At 59.6% G+C, this 22,035-nt stretch carries 17 protein-coding genes; 8 read left to right on the top strand and 9 right to left on the bottom strand.

The features are described 5' to 3' along the window. Positions 1–5 precede the first annotated feature (5 nt). The 3 genes from uvrC to JOE33_RS25235 form a co-directional block, all read right to left on the bottom strand. Positions 6–1,829: an excinuclease ABC subunit UvrC gene (gene uvrC, locus JOE33_RS25245; RefSeq protein ID WP_187625440.1), complete on the bottom strand. Its 1,824-nt coding sequence runs from the start codon at positions 1,827–1,829 to the stop codon at positions 6–8. Positions 1,830–1,831: 2 nt separating this feature from the next. After that, positions 1,832–2,476, bottom strand: a complete 645-nt coding sequence (uvrY, locus tag JOE33_RS25240; RefSeq protein ID WP_002553344.1) for a UvrY/SirA/GacA family response regulator transcription factor — start codon at positions 2,474–2,476, stop codon at positions 1,832–1,834. A 169-nt stretch (positions 2,477–2,645) separates the two neighbouring features. Next, a complete protein-coding gene (locus tag JOE33_RS25235; RefSeq protein WP_054993904.1) occupies positions 2,646–2,960 on the bottom strand; it encodes a transcriptional regulator in 315 nt (104 codons plus the stop codon). A gap of 129 nt (positions 2,961–3,089) precedes the next feature. On the opposite strand from JOE33_RS25235, the gene JOE33_RS25230 reads away from it, so the two are divergent. From JOE33_RS25230 to JOE33_RS25200, 7 genes are all read left to right on the top strand, one after another. Further along, the gene (locus JOE33_RS25230; protein WP_032612796.1) at positions 3,090–3,323 is read left to right on the top strand and encodes a DNA-binding protein; all 234 of its coding nucleotides are present in this window, start codon (positions 3,090–3,092) and stop codon (positions 3,321–3,323) included. Between the two features lie 765 nt (positions 3,324–4,088). Then, positions 4,089–5,171, top strand: a complete 1,083-nt coding sequence (locus JOE33_RS25225; protein WP_209924142.1) for a 3-deoxy-7-phosphoheptulonate synthase — start codon at positions 4,089–4,091, stop codon at positions 5,169–5,171. Between the two features lie 81 nt (positions 5,172–5,252). Beyond that, complete coding sequence (locus tag JOE33_RS25220) at positions 5,253–5,534, top strand: peptidylprolyl isomerase (protein WP_002553340.1); 282 nt, start codon at positions 5,253–5,255, stop codon at positions 5,532–5,534. 234 nt (positions 5,535–5,768) lie between these two features. Beyond that, positions 5,769–7,637: an extracellular solute-binding protein gene (locus JOE33_RS25215; protein WP_187625442.1), complete on the top strand. Its 1,869-nt coding sequence runs from the start codon at positions 5,769–5,771 to the stop codon at positions 7,635–7,637. Further along, positions 7,638–8,702, top strand: coding sequence for a microcin C ABC transporter permease YejB (locus JOE33_RS25210; protein ID WP_187625443.1), 1,065 nt, complete (start codon positions 7,638–7,640; stop codon positions 8,700–8,702). Then, positions 8,702–9,724: an ABC transporter permease gene (locus JOE33_RS25205; protein WP_010440516.1), complete on the top strand. Its 1,023-nt coding sequence runs from the start codon at positions 8,702–8,704 to the stop codon at positions 9,722–9,724. Before JOE33_RS25210 ends, JOE33_RS25205 begins: the two co-directional genes overlap by 1 nt. Before the next feature lies 1 nt (position 9,725). Beyond that, positions 9,726–11,303 carry an ABC transporter ATP-binding protein gene (locus tag JOE33_RS25200; protein WP_187625493.1) on the top strand — a complete coding sequence of 526 codons (1,578 nt, stop codon included), beginning with the start codon at positions 9,726–9,728 and terminating at the stop codon, positions 11,301–11,303. 177 nt (positions 11,304–11,480) lie between these two features. Here JOE33_RS25200 and JOE33_RS25195 read toward each other — a convergent pair whose 3' ends face one another. Then, positions 11,481–12,650: a PilT/PilU family type 4a pilus ATPase gene (locus JOE33_RS25195; protein WP_010440521.1), complete on the bottom strand. Its 1,170-nt coding sequence runs from the start codon at positions 12,648–12,650 to the stop codon at positions 11,481–11,483. Between the two features lie 123 nt (positions 12,651–12,773). On the opposite strand from JOE33_RS25195, the gene JOE33_RS25190 reads away from it, so the two are divergent. Further along, positions 12,774–13,049, top strand: a complete 276-nt coding sequence (locus JOE33_RS25190) for a peptidylprolyl isomerase (protein ID WP_002553334.1) — start codon at positions 12,774–12,776, stop codon at positions 13,047–13,049. 74 nt (positions 13,050–13,123) lie between these two features. On the opposite strand, the gene pgm is transcribed toward JOE33_RS25190, so the two are convergent. The 5 genes from pgm to JOE33_RS25165 form a co-directional block, all read right to left on the bottom strand. Next, positions 13,124–14,770 carry a phosphoglucomutase (alpha-D-glucose-1,6-bisphosphate-dependent) gene (gene pgm / locus JOE33_RS25185; protein ID WP_122694199.1) on the bottom strand — a complete coding sequence of 549 codons (1,647 nt, stop codon included), beginning with the start codon at positions 14,768–14,770 and terminating at the stop codon, positions 13,124–13,126. A 162-nt stretch (positions 14,771–14,932) separates the two neighbouring features. Beyond that, complete coding sequence (locus JOE33_RS25180; protein WP_187625444.1) at positions 14,933–17,260, bottom strand: ATP-dependent DNA helicase; 2,328 nt, start codon at positions 17,258–17,260, stop codon at positions 14,933–14,935. Between the two features lie 105 nt (positions 17,261–17,365). Continuing rightward, entirely contained in the window at positions 17,366–18,772 is a 1,407-nt protein-coding gene (locus JOE33_RS25175; protein WP_187625445.1) for a PLP-dependent aminotransferase family protein, read from the bottom strand. A 74-nt stretch (positions 18,773–18,846) separates the two neighbouring features. Then, positions 18,847–20,349, bottom strand: coding sequence for a hypothetical protein (locus tag JOE33_RS25170; RefSeq protein WP_187625446.1), 1,503 nt, complete (start codon positions 20,347–20,349; stop codon positions 18,847–18,849). A 591-nt stretch (positions 20,350–20,940) separates the two neighbouring features. Beyond that, a complete protein-coding gene (locus JOE33_RS25165) occupies positions 20,941–21,963 on the bottom strand; it encodes a zinc-dependent alcohol dehydrogenase family protein (RefSeq protein ID WP_010440539.1) in 1,023 nt (340 codons plus the stop codon). Positions 21,964–22,035: the final 72 nt, after the last annotated feature.

Genomic DNA, 22,035 nt, shown 5'->3' with positions numbered 1-22,035 from the left:
GCATTCTACTCGCTGTGCAGGTTTGCATAAATCGACTCTGCCAGCTTTTTACTGATTCCGGGTGCTTTTGCTATTTCATCGATGCTGGCACGGGACAATTCCTGTAATCCGCCGAAATGTTTGAGCAGGTCACGACGCCGGGTCGGCCCGACACCCGCCACGCCCTCAAGGGTCGATGTGCGCCGGGTCTTGCCCCGGCGGGCACGGTGGCCGGTGATTGCGAAACGGTGCGCCTCGTCGCGAATCTGCTGGATAAGGTGCAGGGCCGGCGAGTCGCCGGGCAGCGTGAATTCATGTGCTGAGTCGTTCAGGTACAAGGTCTCGAAACCAGCCTTGCGCGTGGTGCCCTTGGCAACACCGAGCAGGATGAGGTCAGGCACCTGTAATTCATTGAGCACGTCGCGCGCCATGGACATCTGCCCCTTGCCGCCGTCCACCAGCAGCACATCCGGCAACTTGCCCTCCCCGGCCTTGATGCGGCTGTAACGCCGGGTCAACGCCTGGTGCATGGCGGCATAGTCGTCGCCCGCAGTCACACCTTCAATATTGAAACGCCGGTAATCGGACTTGATCGGGCCCTCGGGGCCGAACACCACGCAGGACGCGACGGTCGCCTCACCACTGGAGTGGCTGATGTCATAGCATTCCAGGCGCATCGGCGGGTCTTCGAGACCCAGCACCTTGGCCAGCGCCTCGAACCGCGACGCAACATGCTGACGGTTGGCCAGCCGCGCGGTCAGTGCCTGCTCGGCATTGGTGACCGCCATTTGCTGCCAGCGCGCCCGAGTGCCGCGCACGCGATGACTGATCACCATCTCGACGCCGCGCAGCTCTTCGATGGCGTCGACGAACGCAGGAAAATCGTCGTTGATGACATTGACGATGACTTCTCCGGGCAGCTCACGGTCGATGCCGCCGAGGAAGTACTGCGCCAGGAATGCCGACATCACTTCGCCGACCTCCTCTTCTATGCCCACCTGCGGGAAGAAGTTCTTGCTGCCCAGCACCCGCCCGCCGCGCACGCTGATCAGGTGCACACAGGCACCGCCAGGGTTGACGAACGCGGCGACCACATCCACATCGCCGGTGCCGCCGTCCATGCTTTGCTGATCCTGGACGCGACGCAACAAGGCGACCTGGTCACGCAACTCGGCTGCGCGTTCGAAATCGAGCGCCATCGCGGCTTTTTCCATGGAGGCGTTCAGCTCGTCGCTCAGGGCATTGCTGCGCCCTTCGAGGAACATCACCGAGTGACGCACGTCTTCGGCATACACCTTAGGCTCGACCAGTCCGACACACGGCCCCTTGCAGCGTTTGATCTGATATTGCAGGCAAGGACGCGTGCGGTTCTTGAAATAGCTGTCCTCGCACTGCCGCACCTGGAAAGTCTTCTGCAGCAGGCTGAGGCTCTCGCGAATCGCGCCCGCACTCGGGTAAGGCCCGAAATAGCGACCCTTGGCCTTCTTGGTGCCACGATGAATGCTCAACCGCGGAAACGCGTTATCGGACAGAAATACGTAGGGATAGGACTTATCGTCACGCAAGAGAATGTTGTACGGGGGCCGCCACTCCTTGATGAGGGTCTGCTCCAGTAACAGCGCTTCGGTTTCGTTGCCCGTGATGGTGGTTTCAATCTGGGCGATACGCGACACCAGCGCTCCGGTCTTGGGCGCGTGTCCGGTCTTGCGAAAGTAGCTGGCCAGACGCTTCTTGAGGTTCTTGGCCTTGCCGACGTAAAGCAGTGTGGCTTCGGCGTCGAACATACGGTAGACGCCGGGGCGACCGCTACAGGTCGCGAGAAATGCACTTGGATCAAATGTCTGGGTCATGTTCAGGCGCTGGCATCAACCATGCCGTGACGTACAGCGAGCAAAGCCAGTTCAACATCACTGCTGATCGAGAGCTTTTCAAAGATACGGTATCGGTAGGTATTAACGGTTTTCGGTGAAAGGCACAGCTTGTCCGAGATGGTCTGGACTTTCTGGCAGCCGACAATCATCAGGGCAATCTGGATCTCGCGCTCGGACAGCAGGTCGAACGGCGAATTGTTGACCTGCGGCTGAAACGACTTCAATGCCAGTTGCTGGGCAATCTGCGGGCTGATGTAACGCTGACCGGCAAACACCAGGCGAATGGCCTGGACCATTTCAGCAAGCCCGGCACCTTTGGTCATGTAGCCGGCAGCGCCAGCCTGCAGCAAACGGGTCGGGAAAGGATCTTCTTCACAGACGGTGACAGCGACGACCTTGATATCAGGGTGGCTGCGCAGCATCTTGCGCGTCGCTTCCAGCCCGCCGATGCCCGGCATCTTGACGTCCATCAGTACGACGTCGGGCTTGAGCTCGCGCGCTTTTTTCAGGGATTCCTCGCCGGAATCGGCCTGCCCGACAACCTGCAGACCATCAATGTCGGCCAGCATGCGTGTGATGCCTGTCCGGACAAGATCATGGTCATCGACAACTAGCACCTTAATCAAGCAGACACCTCGCGCAACGGTCATAACGAATGCCAATCACCATAACAAAAACAACGAGGCAGACCTAGCACTGCGAGCACCGTCTCACATCAATATGATGGCAAGCGCATCAGGGAGGGCTGTCAAATTCCCGATAGAACGGCAGAGCTGTGTGCGTCCCGGTCTTGTATCAGTTGCCCGAAGGAAGCTTTGCGGTCCCCGATGATGGCGCGGAGAGCTCTGCAATGGTAGTTGTCAGGCGCCTGATAGCGTCCTGATCTTCCTTGCCCAGCACCCGATAACTGCCCAGGATCTTTTCTTCGATGAGACTGAGATTGTCGATCGGCATCGGCGTTCGCGTCCCCGTCAACACATAAAGCACGTCGACGCCTTTGGCCGCAACCGCCGCCAGGTAGTCGGCTTTCGGCGCGCGATCACCGTTTTCGTACTTGCCCTGGGCGTTAGCCTCGACCCCCCCTATTTCACCGAAGGTACGCTGAGACATCCTCAGGCGCTCTCTTTCTTTTCTCAGCCGGCAACCGATTCCACTCATTTGAACCTATGATCCTTTTGAAGCCATCCTAACGAATGTTAGAATCCCACGGAATTGAATAGATTTGAACGGTTTTGAACTATGCCCGGAATACGCACCGCCGCACAAGCCAAGGCCTGGCTGGATCAACAGGGCAAATCTGTTCAGGAGTTCGCTCGTGAAAACAGCATTGATCCAGCGACCACTTACCAGGTACTGGCAGGACGCAAGAAAGGAAGGCGCGGTGAAGCGCATAAGGTAGCTGTATTGCTGGGCATGAAGATCGGGACGATCCCGAACACGGACACCCGGCATGAAGAAGCACGTGAAGAGTAGCCGGTTATTACCTGGCGACTTAATACATGGTGACAACGCATCCCGGACAAAACGCCAAAGCCGTTGCCTGACTTCAGGTATACAGGGTTGCGGGCAAAATAGCCCGCCCGGATACCGCATGCCATCAACCGTTGAGCGGTTCGCTGTCGCCACAGAAAATCCACCTGCCTGAATCCGCAGAAATCGATAATCCCGCTGATTGAATTTTCCAATTGAAGGCGCCTCCTTTCCTGAAGTAAGCTTGCGCTCAATCTACGGAGACCCACCATGCTGCAATCCACTTCACCGCTACTCGACGCTGCTACCGGCATTGCTTGCCGTGCATGTGACGTGGCTGTGCAGACTGCCTCGGTGAGCGCATCCGTTGACTCCTATTATGGGTATTGGTTTAGCCACTGGCGCGCCTGATACCCATCCGGCGCCCACATCAAGGGGACGCCAACCAGAGAATTCTCTAACCCCCGGTCGGCTTCCCGACCGGGGGTTTTGTTTTTTCAGGGCCACGCATTTTCAACGGTCTGTTCAAGAACAGCCGTAAACAATCAACCTGCATCGCATCGAGGATCACGACATGAACTACGCCACTTATTACCGCAACGACATCGATTTTGCCTGGCGATTTAGCCACCTCCGTTCGGGACAGCCTGCCGCCTCCGTTCGGTCACTGCCAGGTGGCAACCACATACCCGCGGTTCTAGAAGCCCTTTGTCGAACACCCCAGTAGGGTCTGCGCGGGAGCGTCCCGCCAGCCCAGGAAGCCAGCACATGAATTCGTCCGTTGCCGTAAACCCGTCCGACCTGTCCAGCCACGCCGTCAAGCTGGCAGACAACAGCCCCGCCTCGAAACGCCTGCCAGGTACTCTGGAATTGAAGATGCGTCTGCCCCTCGACGCAGCGCTCGCCGAACAGGTTGCCGCCCATCGCCGCGCCGTACGCGCCATCCTTGAAGGCGAAGACTCACGACTGCTGGTCATTGTCGGCCCCTGCTCGATCCACGACCCTCGATCTGCCCTTGAATATGCTGAACGACTGGCCGGCCTCGCCGCGCAAGTCAGTGATCAAATGCTGCTGGTGATGCGCGCCTACGTCGAAAAACCGCGCACGACGGTGGGCTGGAAAGGTCTGGCTTACGATCCGCGCCTTGACGGCAGTGACGACATGGCCGAGGGCCTGACGCTGTCGCGACAATTGATGCTGGACATGCTGGGCCTGGGTCTGCCGATCGCCACCGAGATACTGCAACCGATGGCGGCCGGCTACTTCGACGATCTGCTTAGCTGGGTCGCGATTGGCGCTCGGACCACCGAATCGCAGATCCATCGGGAAATGGCCAGCGGCCTGCCCATGGCCGTCGGTTTCAAGAACGGTACTGACGGCGGCGTGACGGTGGCCAGCGACGCGATGCGTTCGGCTGCACATCCGCATCGCCACTTCGGCATGGACCGTCATGGCCACCCGGCGATTATCGAGACACAAGGCAATCCGGATACGCACATCGTGCTGCGCGGCGGTCACGGCGGCCCCAATTACGATTGCCAGAATGTGGCCAAGGTGCAGGCGAGCCTGAGCAAGAATAATGTCGCATCGCGAATCATGGTCGATTGCAGCCACGCCAACAGTGGCAAGGACCCGCTGCGTCAGCCAGGTGTGTTCGAGGATGTGCTGGAACAGCGCTTGTCAGGCAATACCTCGCTGATCGGCATGATGATCGAGAGCCACCTGTTCGACGGCTGCCAGGCATTGGGGGAAACGCTGCAGTATGGCGTTTCGGTCACCGACGGCTGCCTTGGCTGGGAAGGCACCGAACAACTGCTGCGTCGCGCGGTTGACCGTCTGCGTTACAGATAAACAGAGCGACGGAACTTTGTCGGGAAATACCGCACTGAATCCGGTAGGCTGTTTCTTTTTTTTCACAGGAGATTATTCCCCATGGCTAAAGCCACTGCCCGCCACATCCTTGTTTCGAGCGAAGAAAAATGCAACGAACTCAAGGCTCAGATCGAAGGCGGCGCTGATTTCGCAGAAATCGCCAAGGCCAATTCCAGCTGCCCATCGAGCCGTCAAGGCGGTGACCTGGGTTCGTTCGGTCCAGGCCAGATGGTCAAGGAATTCGACACTGTCGTATTCAGCGCTCCGGTGAACACCGTTCAGGGTCCGGTAAAGACCCAGTTCGGCTATCACCTGCTGGAAGTGACCAGCCGTCAGGACTGATCCTGCCGCGCCGGGTGCCAGACGGCTCATCTTCGGATGGGCCGTTTTTGTATGTACTGTTTTCAACGACATAGTGACCCGGCATGCGCGCAGTGGCTTGGCGAAGTGGCCATTTGTCTGTAGAAGATAGCGCCATGCAGAGTCATGAGCTCTGTGATGATTTTTGTCACCGCTGCACAGCCAGTCGCCTTTAACCCTGGCATTCGCTTGCGAACGTCAGTCAGGATTCGAGTCATGCGTTTTGTTTTTTCATCGTTGCTCGCCTTGACGCTGACCTTCGTTGGCGCTGCCCAATCGCTGTCCGCAGCCCCGCAACACGCCCTGACCGTTTACGGCGAAGCTGCACGCTATCCCGCCGATTTCAAGCACTTCGATTACGTGAACCCGGACGCGCCCAAGGGCGGCAGCATGCGACGCTCGGCCATCGAGATCGGTCAGTTCGACCACCTGATGCCCTTCACCGACAAGGGCATGGGCGTTTCGCAGATCAACGGCATGCTCTACTCCCCCCTGGCCACGCGCTCGATGGATGAGCCCTACACTGTCTACGGGCTTGTCGCCGAGAAAATGGAGCGTGGCGCAGATGGCCTCTCCCTGCGCTTTTACCTGAACCCGAAAGCACGTTTCGCAGACGGCACGCCGATTACCGCCAGTGACGTGAAGTACACCTACGAGCTGCTGATGACGCAGGGCAACCTGCAATACCGGACCCAGTTTGAAGCGGTCAAGGGCGTTGAGGTCGAATCCCCTTCGCAGATCCGCTTCGACTTCAAGCACAGCGATAACCGCACCCTGCCCCTCGACCTGGCTTCGCTGCCGGTATTCCCCGAGCACTGGTGGAAAACCCGTGACTTTGCCAGCGGTGCCGGCTTTGAAATTCCACCAGGTAGCGGGCCCTACCGGATCAGCCATGTAGACCCGGGCCGCACCGTCACCTTCGAGCGCGATCCGGACTGGTGGGGCAAGGACCTGCCGGTCAGCAAAGGCCTGTATAACTTCGACAGGTTCAGCATCGAGTACTTCGGCGACATCGATGTCGCACGTACGGTACTCAAAGGCGGCGCCTATGATTACAACCGCGAGTTTTCGGCCACCGGCTATTCAATCCGTTATGACGGCCCGGCACTCAGCGACGGGCGCCTGCAGAAAGCCCAACTGGCCAGAGGCGCGGTGCAAAGCTCGCAGGGTTTCGTCTTCAACCTGAGCCGCCCCATGTTCCAGGACCGCCGCGTGCGCCAGGCGCTGTCGCTGCTCTGGGACTTTGAATGGACCAACCGGCAGATGATGCGCAACATGTACATTCGCCAGAACAGCTTCTTCTCCAACTCGGAGCTGGCCGCCAGCGAACTGCCCAATCCTGCCGAACTGAAAATCCTCGAGCCACTGCGCGGCAAGGTTCCCGATGAGGTGTTCGACAGCGTGTTCGAGACACCTAAAACCGATGGCACCGGCTTGATTCGCGACAAGCAACTGCAAGCGCTGGCGCTCATGAAGGAAGCAGGCTGGACGCCAAAGGGCGATGAGCTGGTGAATGCCCAGGGCGAACCCTTCAGCTTTACCTTTCTCAATGCACAGAACGGTTTCGAGCGAATGCTGCTGCCCTACAAGCGCACGCTGGCGCAGATCGGCATCCACTTCGACATACGCCGCATCGATGCCGCGCAATACCTCAACCGCGTCATGGCTCGCGATTACGACATGATCGTCACCGGCTATCCGGTCTCGACCTCTCCCGGCGCAGAGCTGTACAGCAGTTTCGGCTCCAAAGTGGCGATGGATCCTGGCTCGAGCAATTACATGGCGCTTCAAGACCCCGCCGTCGACACGCTGATTGCCGGCCTGCTCAAGGCCGACAACAAGCAGACCATGACCGACTATGCACACTGCCTGGACCGGGTCCTGCAATGGAACTACTACTGGATTCCCAACTATTATCCGCCAGGCTCTTCAACCGTCTGGTGGAACCGTTTCGGCATCCCGAAAATTCAGGCCAGTAATAACGAAGCCATCGAAACATGGTGGGAAATCAGCCCGACACCGCTGACCAACGAGCAATTCGCTGAAAAACGCGGCGCTTCAGCCATCGTTTCGGAGATGCAGTGAATGCTCGGTTATATTCTGCGTCGCCTGCTGCTGATCATCCCTACCCTGCTGTGCATTCTGCTGGTCAACTTTTTCATCGTGCAGGCCGCGCCGGGTGGACCTGTGGAGCAGGCCATCGCTCGCCTGCAAGGGATTGGCGGTGCGACTGTGGGCGCAGGGGCCAGCGAGTCCGCCGGGGCCGGTCACTCCAAGGCCTCCCGGGGGCTGGACCCGGCACTGATCAAGCAGATCGAACACCAATACGGTTTCGACAAACCGCTGCACGAACGTCTCTGGCTGATGCTGAAGAATTACGCACGACTGGATTTCGGCAGCAGCTTCTTTCGCGGCGCCACGGTGACCGACCTCATTTTGCAGAAAATGCCGGTGTCGATATCGCTGGGGCTCTGGGCGACATTGCTGACGTACCTTGTGTCGATCCCGCTGGGGATTCGCAAAGCAGTCAAACACGGCAGCCAGTTCGATATCTGGAGCAGCACCGCCATCATCATCGGTTACGCCATGCCAGCCTTTCTGTTCGCCATGCTGCTGGTGGTGGTGTTCTGTGGCGGCACGTCGCTGAACTGGTTTCCGGTGCGCGGACTGGTCTCGGACAACTTCGAGCAACTGACCACGGTCGGCAAGATCGCTGACTATTTCTGGCACCTGGCGCTGCCGGTTTCGGCGCTGGTGATCGGGGGTTTTGCCACGCTGACCCTGCTGACCAAACACTCCTTTCTCAACGAAATCACCCGCCAGTACGTGACCACGGCACGCGCCAAGGGCATGAGCGAGCGACGTGTGCTGTATGGCCATGTGTTCCGCAATGCCATGTTGCTGGTGGTGTCGGGCATTCCGCAGGCGTTCATCAGCGTGTTCTTTGCCGGTTCGCTGCTGATCGAGGTGATCTTCTCGCTGGATGGCCTGGGCCGCATGAGCTATGAAGCCGCCGTGTCGCGAGACTATCCGGTGGTGTTCGGTTCGCTGTTCATCTTTACCGTGTTCGGCCTGCTGATAAAGCTGATCGGCGATATCTGCTACACGCTGGTCGACCCCAGAATCGACTTCAGCGCGAGGAATGCATGATGCGCAGCCTTTCGCCGCTGGCCCGCCGTCGTCTGGAGCGCTTTCGCAGCAATCGCCGCGGCTGGTGGTCGCTATGGCTGTTCTGCGGACTGTTTGCCCTGACACTGGGTGGCGAACTGATCGCCAATGACAAACCACTGTTGGTCAGCTATCAGCACTCACTGTATTTTCCGGTGTTCAAGCGTTATACCGAGCAGCAATTCGGCGGCGAGCTGCCCTTCCAGCCCGATTACCGCAGTGACTACGTGCGCACGCTGATCAGCAAAGGGGACGGCTGGATGCTGTTCCCGCCCATCCCGTTCAGTGACGACACGCCCAACTATGATCTGACCACCCCGGCGCCCAGCCCGCCGTCTGCAGAAAACTGGCTCGGCACCGACGACCAGGCGCGCGACGTCATGGCGCGGGTGATCTTCGGCGCCCGGGTGTCGATCCTGTTCGCGCTGGCACTGACCTTCATCAGCGCGTTGATCGGCATCAGCGCCGGGGCGTTGCAGGGCTATTACGGCGGCTGGGTCGACTTGTTCGGGCAGCGTTTGCTGGAGGTCTGGTCGGGCCTGCCGGTGCTGTACCTGCTGATCATCCTGTCAGGCTTCGTCGAACCCGATTTCTGGTGGCTGCTGGGCATCATGGCGTTGTTTTCCTGGCTGACCCTGGTCGACGTGGTGCGCGCCGAGTTTCTGCGCGGCCGCAACCTTGAGTACGTCAAGGCCGCTCGGGCGCTCGGTCTGGGGGATCGAAAAGTGATCATGCGCCACATCCTGCCCAACGCGATGAATGCGACATTGAGCTACCTGCCGTTCATTCTTACCGGCGCCATCTCGACCCTCACCGCGCTGGACTTTCTGGGCTTCGGCATGCCTGCCGGCAGCGCGTCGCTGGGCGAACTGATCGCCCAGGGCAAGCAGAACCTGCAAGCGCCCTGGCTGGGGCTGACGGCGTTTTTTGCCCTCGCGTTGATCCTGACGCTGCTGGTATTCATAGGCGAGGCGCTGCGTGATGCCTTCGACCCGAGGTCCTGACATGTCGGAAAACCTGATCGAAATCCGCGACCTGAGCGTTGCCTTCAACGGGCAGAAAGTAGTCAGTAATCTGAGCCTAGATGTGCGCCGCGGCGAGTGCCTGGCACTGGTGGGCGAATCCGGTTCCGGCAAGTCCGTTACTGCGCATTCGATCCTGCAATTGCTGCCCCGTAGCGGCACGTCGACCACGGGCAGCATCACCTACCGGGGTCGACAGCTGGTAGGAGCCGACGACCGCACCCTTCGCGAGCTGCGTGGCAACCGGATTGCGATGATTTTTCAGGAACCGATGACCTCGCTGAATCCGCTGCACAGTGTGTCCAAACAGATCGGCGAAACGTTGCTGCTGCATCGCGGCATCAGTGGCCGTGAAGCGCAGAAGCGCATTGTCGAGCTGCTAGAGCTGGTGGGCATTCAACAGCCGGAAAAACGCCTGAAAGCTTATCCGCACGAACTCTCCGGAGGCCAGCGCCAGCGAGTGATGATTGCCATGGCACTGGCCTGCGAACCGGAGCTGCTGATTGCCGACGAACCGACCACTGCGCTGGATGTCACGGTGCAACGCAAGATCCTCCTGCTGCTCAAGGAGCTGCAGCAGCGCCTGAACATGTCGCTGCTGTTGATCAGCCATGACTTGAACTTGGTGCACAGCGTCGCGCAGCGCGTCTGCGTGATGCGCGCCGGCGAAATCGTCGAGCAGTCCGATTGCAAGTCGCTGTTCAAATCACCTCAGCATCCTTACAGCCGCCTGCTGCTGGACGCCGAACCTGCCGGCGAGCCGCTGCCACGCGACACCCGGGAAACGGTGCTGCAAGTCGACAACCTGAAGGTCTGGTTTTCCCTGACCGGCGGCATCCTGCGGCGGCACAAGGAATACCTCAAGGCGGTGGATGACATCAGCCTGAGCATCGAGCGCGGCAAGACCCTCGGTATCGTCGGTGAGTCGGGCTCCGGCAAGTCGACACTGGGCCAGGCGATCCTGCGCCTGCTGGAGTCTCGCGGCAGTATCCGCTTTCGCGGACAGGCGCTGGACGGCCTGAGTCAGAAACAGATGCGCCCGTGGCGTAAAGAGATGCAGGTGGTCTTTCAGGACCCTTACGGCAGCCTCAGCCCGCGTATGTCAGTGGCGCAGATCATCAGCGAAGGACTGGAGGTACACAGCCAGTACAACCCTGCGAAATGCAATGCGGAGGTCATTCGGGCACTGGAAGAAGTCGGCATTGATCCGCAGAGCCGGCATCGCTACCCCCATGAGTTTTCCGGTGGCCAGCGTCAGCGCATCGCCATTGCCCGGGCGCTGGTGCTGAAACCCGCACTGATTCTGCTCGATGAGCCGACATCGGCGCTGGACCGTACCGTGCAGAAACAGGTGGTTGCGCTGTTGCGCGAACTTCAGGAAAAACATGGCCTGACGTACCTGTTCATCAGCCATGACCTGGCAGTGGTCAAAGCCCTCGCCCACGACGTGATCGTGGTCAAGGATGGCAAAGTCGTCGAGCGCGGCGCCAGCCATGATGTCTTCGATGCGCCGCAACATCCCTACACCCAGGAGTTGCTGGCGGCGGCGCATCCGCAATGATCTGGCCCACAGCGAAGCTTCTGCCCGGAGGGCGTAGGAGCTTCAGGAGGTTACGACGGCCGCGATGGGCTGCGAAGCGGCCCTAAAGTCTGCGACCTCGGTTTTACCTGATGTACCGCGTGCCTCGGCTGTGCTGGCGTTTCCCGACAGTTAGCGGACGGGCGTAGCGTCACCGAGTTAAGCCTGCGGACCCGGCGCGTCATCATCGACCAGCCCCCACTCGGCGGTGCTTGCCGTGCTGCTGCCGGTCGGGGCCGGCGGCGGTGTAGTCAGAGTCCCGGCGCCGCCTTCACTGTGCAGTTTGAGGCGCAGGCGCACGTTGTTTTGCGAGTCGGCATTCTTGAGGGCCTCCTCTTCGCTGATCGCACCTTCGACGGCCAGATTGAACAGCGCCGAGTCGAACGTCTGCATACCGAGGCTGCCGGACTTCTCCATAATGCCCTTGAGCTCGGTCAGTTCATTGCGCTGGATCAGGTCGCGAATGGTCGGCGTGCCCATCATCACTTCCACCGCTGCGCGACGCTTGCCATCCGGGGTTCTGACCAGTCGCTGGGAAACAAATGCCTTGAGGTTGTTGCCCAGGTCATGCAGCAACTGCCCACGACGCTCTTCCGGGAAGAAATTGATGATCCGGTCCAGCGCCTGATTGGCGTTGTTGGCATGCAGGGTCGAAATTGCCAGATGGCCGGTGTCGGCAAACGCCAGCGCATGCTCCATGGTCTCGCGATCACGAATCTCGCCGATCAGAATCACATCCGGTGCCTGACGCAGGGTGTTTTTCAGTGCTGCGTGAAAGCTGCGGGTATCGACCCCGACTTCGCGCTGGTTGACGATCGATTTCTTGTGGCGATGGATGAACTCCACCGGGTCTTCAATGGTGATGATATGGCCGCTGGCATTGCGGTTACGGTAGTCGATCAATGCCGCCAACGAGGTCGATTTGCCGGAACCGGTGGCCCCGACAAACAGCACCAGACCGCGCTTTTCCATGATCACGTCGAGCAGTACGGGCGGCAGGAACAGGTCTTCGAAACGCGGGATGTCCAGCTTGATATTCCGCGCGACGATGGACACCTCGTTGCGCTGCATGAAGATATTGATCCGGAACCGGCCGATGCCCGCCATCGAAACGGCGAGGTTCATCTCCAGCTCGCGCTGAAACTCGAGCTTCTGCTCCTCGTCCATCAGACCCTGGGCAATGACTGCGACCTCCCCCGGCTTGAAGGTTTCGCTGCCCAGAGGCTTGAGTACACCGTTGAACTTGGCGCACGGCGGCGCTCCGGTGGAGAGGTACAGGTCCGATCCGTCCTGACTGGCCAGAATCTTCAACAGCGCCGGAAAATCCATAATCAATACCGTACAAAATGAAGTAAAAAGACCACGGCCGTCAGGACGGCACGCGTGACGCGCGGGCGTCGCTCAGCAAGAGCAGGCATAATGGCAGCCTTTTGCAGCAGGTGATATTGCGACATGAAAGCCCAAGCCCGCCATATTCTGGTGAAGACCGCCGAAGAGGCCGAACAGCTCAAGCTGCGTATTGCCAAGGGCGAGGCGTTTGACGTGCTGGCTAAAAAGCATTCTAGCTGCCCGTCCGGCAAACGTGGCGGCGATCTGGGCGAAGTCAGGCCTGGGCAAATGGTCGGCGCCATCGACCAGGTGATCTTCAAAAAGCCGCTGCGCGTCGTGCACGGGCCGATCAAGAGCAAGTTCGGTTATCACCTGGTGCAGGTGTTCTATCGCGACTGAAGCACAGGTCAAAAGCTGAAAAACCCCGAACCGAGCGCGGTTCGAGGTTTTTCGGGCATTGACCAGCGCGGTCATCAGTTCGGCGAAATGGCGCCGTCTACCAGCACTTGGGCTTCTGCCACCAGGCGCTTGAGGTGATCTTCGCTGACAAAACTCTCGGCGTAGATCTTGTAGATGTCCTCAGTGCCCGAAGGGCGCGCTGCAAACCAGCCATTCTCGGTCATCACCTTGACGCCACCGAACGCCTGATCGTTGCCCGGTGCGTTGCTAAGAACCTGCTGAATAGGCTCACCCGCCAGTTCAGTGGAAGTCACCTGCTCCGGCGACAGCTTGCTTAGCAGTGCCTTCTGCTGCGGATTGGCCTTGGCGTCGACGCGGGTCGAGAACGGCTCGCCCAGTTCTTCAGTCATGGTCTTGTAGATCTGGCTTGGATCGCGACCGGTGCGCGCGGTCATTTCCGCAGCCAGCAAGGCCGGAATCAGACCGTCCTTGTCAGTGGTCCAGACCGTACCGTCGCGACGCAGGAACGAGGCGCCGGCACTTTCTTCGCCGCCAAAACCCAGCGAGCCCTCGAACAGACCCTGAGCGAAGTATTTGAAGCCGACTGGCACTTCATACAGGCGACGGCCCAGGCGCTTGGCCACACGATCGATCATGCCGCTGCTGACCACGGTCTTGCCGACCGCTGCATCGGCACGCCATTCAGGACGGTTCTGAAACAGATAGTCGATGGACACGGCAAGGTAGCTGTTGGGCGTCATCAGTCCGCCGGTCGGGGTCACAATGCCGTGGCGGTCGTGATCCGGGTCGCAGGCAAAGGCGACCTGATAACGGTCCTTGAGACCGATCAGGCTTTGCATGGCGTGGCTGGAAGACGGGTCCATGCGAATCTGGCCATCCCAGTCGACGGTCATGAAACGGAACGTAGGGTCGACAAATTTATTGACCACATCCAGATTCAGGCCGTAATGCTCGCCAATCGCCGACCAGTAACTCACCCCGGCCCCGCCCAGCGGATCGACACCAAGACGCAGCCCCGAGTTGCGAATGGCGTCCATGTCGATCACGTTCTTCAGATCGGCCACGTAGGTATTGAGGTAATCATGGCGGTGCGTGGTATCGGCACGCAGCGCTTTTTCATGGCTGATGCGTGAAACGCCAGTGACTTTCTCGGCCAGCAATTCGTTGGCCTTGTTCTCGATCCACTTGGTGACATCGCTGTCGGCCGGTCCGCCATTGGGCGGGTTGTATTTGAAGCCACCGCTTTGCGGCGGGTTGTGCGAAGGCGTAATGACGATACCGTCCGCCAGCCCCGAAGTACGACCGCGGTTGTAGCAGATGATCGCGTGGGAAACCGCAGGCGTCGGGGTGTATTCGTCACCTTGCGAAATCATTACCTGCACGCCATTGGCAGCCAGCACTTCAAGCGCGGTGGCAGCGGCCGGGGTGGACAGCGCGTGAGTATCGGCACCCAGAAACAAGGGGCCGTCGATGCGGTTGGCCTTACGGTACAGGCAGATCGCCTGACTGATAGCCAGCACGTGCCATTCGTTGAAACCCAGCTCAAACGATGTGCCACGGTGCCCGGAAGTGCCGAACGCAACACGTTGCGTGGGCACCGATGCATCGGGCTGGCCGGTGTAGTAAGCCGTGACCAGTCTCGGAATATCGACCAGTAACTGCGCAGGTGCCAGCTTGCCGGCGAAAGGACTGAGACTCATACAACCTCCACGAAGAAATGAAATACGGAGAAAAAATAAAGACTTGCTGCAGCTGCCAAGCTGGCGATGCCGCAGTTTACTGGCAGTTCGACAGCGCCGCTTGAGTATTGATCCCCAGCATCTGCCTCTGTTTCAGCTCTATTGCCAAAACGGCAACCGCCCTCAGGCCATTGACGTTTCGGGCCGCCACCACGCAGGAAACAACTGCTTCACCTTGTGCTCGGCAAAACGGTCATCGATGAGCATCACCACACCGCTGTCGCTCTGGCTGCGGATTACCCGTCCTGCGGCCTGCACCACCTTCTGCACGCCAGGATACAGATAGGTATAGTCGTAACCGGCACCGAACAGCGCCGCCATGCGCTGCTTGAACTGTTCGTTGACCGGATTGAGCTGAGGCAGCCCCAGGGTGGCGATGAACGCACCGATCAAGCGTGCGCCCGGCAAGTCGATGCCCTCACCGAATGCGCCGCCCAGCACGGCAAAACCGATGCCCTGGCTGCTCAGGGTGAACCTGTCGAGAAATGCGTGGCGCTCACTCTCGCCCATCCCCCGTGCCTGTTGCCAGAGGCTGATGTGCGGGTGAGTGCGCGCCATCAGCTCGGCGACCTGTTGCAGGTAATCGAAACTGCTGAAGAACGCCAGATAATTGCCCGGCCGCGTGTCGAACTGCCCGGCCATCAGCTCGACAATCGGCGCCAGCGAAGCCTGACGATGGGTAAAGCGGGTGGAAATGCGACTGACGATCCGCACGTCGAGCTGATCGTGGTGAAACGGCGATTCCACATCGATCCATGCCGTGTTGGCCGGCAACCCCAGCAGGTCCGCGTAATAGTGGCGCGGGTTGAGCGTCGCGGAAAACAGTACAGTGCTGCGCGCAGCGGTCAGCCGCGGGCGGATGAAACGCGCGGGAACGACGTTGCGCAGGCTGAGGCGCGACAGAATGCGCTTGCCGCCCGCCTCGCGCCGGGTGATGTCGAAAATGAAATGTTCATCGAACAGCTCGGCGATGCGCGCAAAGCCGATGGCTTCCAGGTAGAACCCCTGCAACGTGCCATCCACTGCCTGCGGGTGCTCATTGAAATGATCGCCGATGGTCGAGATGCACTGGTTCAGGCTGCCGATGAATTTTTCTGGTGCCACCGAGTACGCCTGATAGGCACCGGGCTGTACCTTGTGCAGCGCATTCCATTGTCGATCCAGGCGCTGCAAGGCTTTTTTCACAGGTTCCGGCGCGGTCTGAATCAAGGCTTTCAGCTGGCTCTGGTCAAGACTGGCGCTGTACATCTGGCGTGCTCGCTCGACCATGTTGTGGGCTTCATCGACCAGCACCGCAACGCGCCACTGATTGAGCTGACCGAGGCCGAATAGCAGCGCGCTCAGGTCAAAGTAATAGTTGTAGTCCGCGATCACTACGTCAGCCCAACGCGCCAGTTCCTGGCTCAGATAATACGGGCAGACCTGATGCTGCAAGGCGACATCGCGTACGCCCGCCTGATTCAGCCACGGCGAGGTCAGCGCCGCCGAGCGTGCTGCTGGCAGGCGATCATAAAAGCCGCTGGCCAGCGGACAGGAATCACCGTTGCAGGCCTTATCCGGATGCTCGCAGGCCTTGTCGCGTGCCACCAGCTCAAGGACCCGCAGTTTCAGCTCCGGCGCGCTGTGATTGATGACTTCCAGTGCATCCAGTGCCAGTCGACGCCCTGGTGTCTTGGCGGTGAGAAAGAAAATCTTATCGAGCTTCTGGCCGGGTGCGGCCTTGAGCAAGGGAAACAGCGTACCCACCGTCTTGCCGATACCGGTCGGCGCCTGAGCCATCAGGCAACAGCCGGTGCTGACGGCCTTGTAGACCGACTCAGCCAGCACCCGCTGCCCGGTACGAAAGGATGCGTGGGGGAATTTCAGGCTGCCAAGCGTCGTGTGCAGCGCTTGCGTATGCGCCAGTTCCTGCTGCGCCCAGCCGAGGAATATGGTGCACTGTCGCTCGAAAAACGCTTGCAGCGTAGCCGCACTGAACTGCTCGCGAATCAGGGTTTCCTGCTCGCTGACAATGTTGAAATACACCAGTGCCAGCGTCACGCTCTCAAGCTGCAGGCGCTGGCAAAGCAGCCAGCCATAGACCTTCACCTGCGCCCAATGCAACTGACGGTGGTTGGCCGGCATCGCGTCGAGTTCACCGCGGTAGGTCTTCACTTCTTCCAGTTGATTGCGACTGGCGTCATAGCCGTCCGCCCTGCCCCTTACCGTCAGCTCGCGATAATCGCCACTCAACGACAGCTCGGCCTGGTAGTCGGCACCGCGCCGCGTGGCGACCGTGCGATGCCCGGCAATGCCTTCCTGAGCCGTGGGCGACGGTGTGAAGCGCAGGTCGAGGTCGCCCACCTTGGCGGTAAACTCACATAACGCTCGCACGGCAACGACATAACGCGCAGGCAGCTCGCTGGCGAGGACAGGCTCGGGATCGGTTTTTATGGGGGCGTTCGGGGTCACTGCGCTGGGGAGCCGTTGGTTGTGAATACTGGACAGGCGTCCAGTTAACAACCTTGAACCACGTCTGGCAAACACAAATGGATCGACGGCCTGGCATGTCGACGCCTATGGCAGACGCGCCTGGCTCAACGCCTCTCCCAGCGCGCCCAGCAGCCTGGCGGGTTCACGCGTCCAGTCACTGGCATAACTGACCCACAGATGTTGCGAGTAGCGGTTCTGCAATGTGAACAGCTCGCCAGGGCTGACGACAATCGACTGACCCAGCAACGCAACGAAGACTTGGCGCATGTCCACTGGGTATGCACTCTCGACCCACATGCCGCAGCCGCCCTCGGGCAGCTGATAACGCAGCATCCCGCCGGTCTGTTCATCCAGTTGCTGGGTCATCGATTGCATGCGCGTGCCCAGCGTCTCTCGCAACGCCATCAGTTGCCTGTCCAGACGCCCGCTGCTGCATAACCTGGCGATGGCCCTTTGACGAATCGGCGGAAGTTCGAATGCTCGCAGACAGAAATACTGCTGCCAACGCGCATCCAGGCTCTTGCACAGCAGGTAAGCGTAGGGCGCTTCAGGCCCGAGGCTCTTCTCGAATCCGCCCACGATTACCAGCCGTTGTGGGTCGATCCAGTCGCGCAACGGGGCCTGCCCGGCAACAAACTGCAGCCCGGCGTGACTGTCGTTTTCCAGCACCCAGACCTGATGACGATTGAGCACTTCGGCGACAGCCTGGCTGTTGTCCTGCGGACGCACGCTGCCTCGCACCGGGTTCAGCAGCGAGGGCAACACGGCAAGGCCGATGTCATGGCCGCGCAACAGGCCGTCGAGCCGGGTCGCATCAAGGCAGCCGGTATCGTCCAGCGGCAGCTCGATAACCTGGATGTCGAACGACTGCAGCAGGCGCAGCAACGACCAGGCACAGGGCGATTCCACCAGTACCGTGCCACCACGCAACGCCAGTGTGCCGAGCACCGCCTTGAATGCGCCTTGAAGGTCCGCAGTGACATAGACATTGTCCGCGTGCCAGCAATGCGCTGCATCGCGGGTGTAACGGGCAGCCAGCGCCGTGCGAAGCTCCGGCTCGCCGAACGGCTGAAAAACCGGGTCCCGCTGCTGCGGGTAATGCCTGCCCAGCTCGCGCTCCATTGCCGGCAGCGGACTGTCCTGAGCGTGCAGAAGCGCCGGTTCATCGCACCCCAGCAACGCCATGCCGGGGCGACGGGCGTTGTCGTACAGGGCCTGCAAAAGATCGCCGTTTGCGTCCGGCAATAGCTGGCCCTGCTCGCTCAGGCTGCGCGGTACCGAGTAATAACCCGATTTGGGCTGCGAATAGACGCGCCCTTCCTTTTCCAGCAACGAATAGGCGCTTTGCACCGTGGATATCGATACGTTCAGTCGCCGGGCCAGCTGGCGCAGTGACGGCATTTTCAGCGCCAGCTCGCCCTGCTCCTGGTCAACCAGTCGCACCAGATAGCGGTAGACCGCCTGATAGGCGAAATCCGTGTTGTTTTTCATGCAGGTACCCGCCGCTCAACCAGAACAGGCTTCAGAACATCGCTACATGGCAGCCGCCATGCCTCACAACCGGATCAGCGTCCCGAGAGCATCTCGGCCACTGCCTGCCCCGTCACCGGGTCGACGGTCATGATTCGGCGCTTGTCGGGATCGGTAGCGCGGATTCTGGCGATGATTGACTGCGGGTCGTCGAAGTTCACCCGCTGCTTGCCGTAGAGACTGTGCAATGACTTGAGACTCAAACCGCTGATATCCACCAGCCACTGCATGACTTGATCCGGCGCCGTCGAACCCGACAGCGCCTTGTGCAGATCCGGCAACGCCACCAGCATCCCGGGGTGGCAACTGCGCAGAAACGACTCCAGGCCATAGCCATGATCAACGAACGGCGAAAACAGCATGCAGACCAGTTGAGTCTCGTTCAGGCCGAAGCCTTCCTGGGCGAAGCTTGATGCCAGCTCGCGACGCGCCTCGATGCGCGCTCGACCGGCGTAGGCGCTGAGCGTCTGATCGATCAATTGCGGCGGCATCTGCTTTCTGCGCATCAGTGTCGTTGCCAGTTCAAGGTATTCGGCTATTCCGTCGGCATAAGTGCGCGCTTGCAGATACTGCGCCGTGAGGCCACGCATGTGGGCCATCAACAAAGGGTTGGCGCAATCGGACTCACTGAAGCCGAACGATAGATCATCGAAACGGAAATCGAGGAATTCGGTCAGCAGGTTCCAGTGCTCGTCCGCCTTGCAACTGACCAGATCGGCAATGGTGATGAACGCGGGCGAGGGGCTTTTTTCAAGCAGCGCCGTGGCTCGGCTTGCCGGCGCGCTGTCATTGCCCTCCCCGTACAGCTCCTGATAGTAGGCCTGGCCAATCGTATCGATGACCTTGAGCACGCTGGCCAGCGTCTGCTTGCCCCAACTGCCCGAGTATTGCCCGGTACGCTGAGCCAGGCGCATGATCCAGGTCGCGTACTGACGCTGCTCTCTGCGCGAGTCGCCGCTGACCACCGCATCGACGCCGTTGCCCCAGCTCAGGGCGCGCCCCAGAAACTCCGCCAGCCCGAGGTAACAGGTGTTGCAAAACGTGGTGCGGGCGTCGCCTGCGGACAGGTGTCCACCCAGCAGCATGTCCAGCCGATTCTGCTCACGCCCTGCACTGGAAAAAGGCAGGTCCGGCTCGAAGGCCTGGGTGTACTGATTGTCGATCACCAGCATCTCGACACGCGGGTCGTCGTACAGAAACAACGCTGAATAGGTGCGGTTGATGTTATCCATCACCGCAGGGGTCATGCCCGCGTGGCGCCGATTGGCAACCCGCAGGTTGAACGTGGCGGGCGAGCGGCAGGCGATACTCAATTGGGCAGCGCGCAGAAAGGCCAGCGTGTAGGCACTGTCCTTGCCACCGCCGAAAGCCACCAGCACCTTGAAGCCGGAAATCCGCTCGATGCCGCCAGCCGCAACAATCAGGCGCTGGATCAACAACTGCAGCGCGGTGCGCTCTGCACGCGAGAAGTACCCCAACAAGCGTTGCAGCACTTGCTGGTAGACATAATTCATTGCCTGTTCGTGAATAGAACTCATTGTGTGGCACCTGCCTGTCGCTCAAGACATGACACCGTGCAGACAGAACATTGAACATCAAGCTGACAACCAAACTTATAGTCGCGCATGACTCATTCCCTGAGTGGTAATTACCGACGCATTATCAGTATCTTTGAAACAATTACAATAGACAGTTTGCGTTGGAAAACAGTGCAGTCCGGCGCGAACTTTCAACTGATTAAACACACTGTTTAATGGTGCCACTGAACACAGGCGACAAGCGCTTCCCTTTGAACTTCACAGCCTGCAACCCCAGCAGCCAGGCCGCTCAGGCATTACCAAAAACTGGCGGGCACCCACCGCTGTTAATATTTCATTCTGACGCGTAGGAAATGATATTTATAATGTCGCCTTCACTGACAGAACTCATACACTCAAATAAACAAGCCTGCCGACCCTGTTGTCGATTTTATTTTTACCCTTCATTCAAGGTTATGCACTTCTCGGCACACTGGCAGGTGCGTTATTCGAAGTCGTTTAATGCCTGACGTCTCTTTTGCAATATGGAATGCAAAAAGCCTTCCGTTCGGAAGGCTTTTCAATAACGAGCGCTGACCAGGAGGCGATGAATCAGAGCGCCTCGACTTCCAGCACCGCACGCCCGCCAATCGGGCAGACATCCATGTAACGGTGCGCCTGCACCACCTGCTCGAACGGAAAGCTGCGCGTCTGCAATGGCATCAGTACCTTGTCGCGAGTCATCTGGTTGATGTCCTGCAAGGCCCGCTGCAATGCTTCTTGATCCTGAGTAATACCCAACTCGGGCTTGCCGGTAAAATTGCCCAGGCAATGCACGTAGAACTGGATGTTCTTCTGGAACGCGGCACAGGCCGGGAACGGCGTCTGATTACCGCCTTGCAGGCCATACAGCACCAGACTGCCACGTGGCGCAAGCACATCGCCCATGATCGACATCTGCGGACCGCCAAGGCCATCAAAGACGGCATCGACACCACGGTTGTCGGTGTACTTGTTGATCGCCATCAACAAGTCCTGTTCTTCGGTGACCACCACCTTGTCGGCCCCAAGTGACAGCAGGTACTCACGGGCGTCTTCGGTCTTGGTCGCGGCAATGACCCGAGCCCCAAGCGCCTTGCCCAACTGCACGAATGCAGGGCCGGAGCAGTGGCTGGCATCGGTGACCAGCACGGTCTGCCCTGACTTGATACGCGCCAGATCGACATAGGCGAAGTACGCCACCAGATACGGCGTGTAATGCACGCTGGCTTCAACCGGCGTCAATACGTCGGGGTAGCGGGTCAATGCACGGCGCGGCATGACGATGGATTCGCCGTAGACCGGGTGCTGATTGGCATCGGCCGCAGGAAAACTGGCGACCTTGTCGCCCACTTGCAGATCATCCACACCGTCGCCCAGCGCGGTAACCACGCCAGCCATCTCATAACCCAGACCGGCAGGCAGCCGGGCATGGGTAGACGCGAGATTTTGCCGCCAAAGAACGTCGTACCAGCTGACACCGATGGCCTGAACACGCACCTGCACCTCGCCGGTGACAGGCGACGCGACAGGATGCTCTTCGACTTTGAGCACCTCGGCCGGGCCAAACTGGTGAAAACGGATCGTGCGGGACATTTAGAACCTCGCCTGGTGAACCTTGATGCCACAAACTTTATCCGGGCATTGCCGGCAACACCATCGGTGGCT

It is taken from the genome of Pseudomonas sp. PvP027 (genome assembly GCF_017833005.1).
GTDB lineage: Bacteria > Pseudomonadota > Gammaproteobacteria > Pseudomonadales > Pseudomonadaceae > Aquipseudomonas > Aquipseudomonas congelans.
This window is presented reverse-complemented; position numbering and strand designations above follow the sequence as displayed.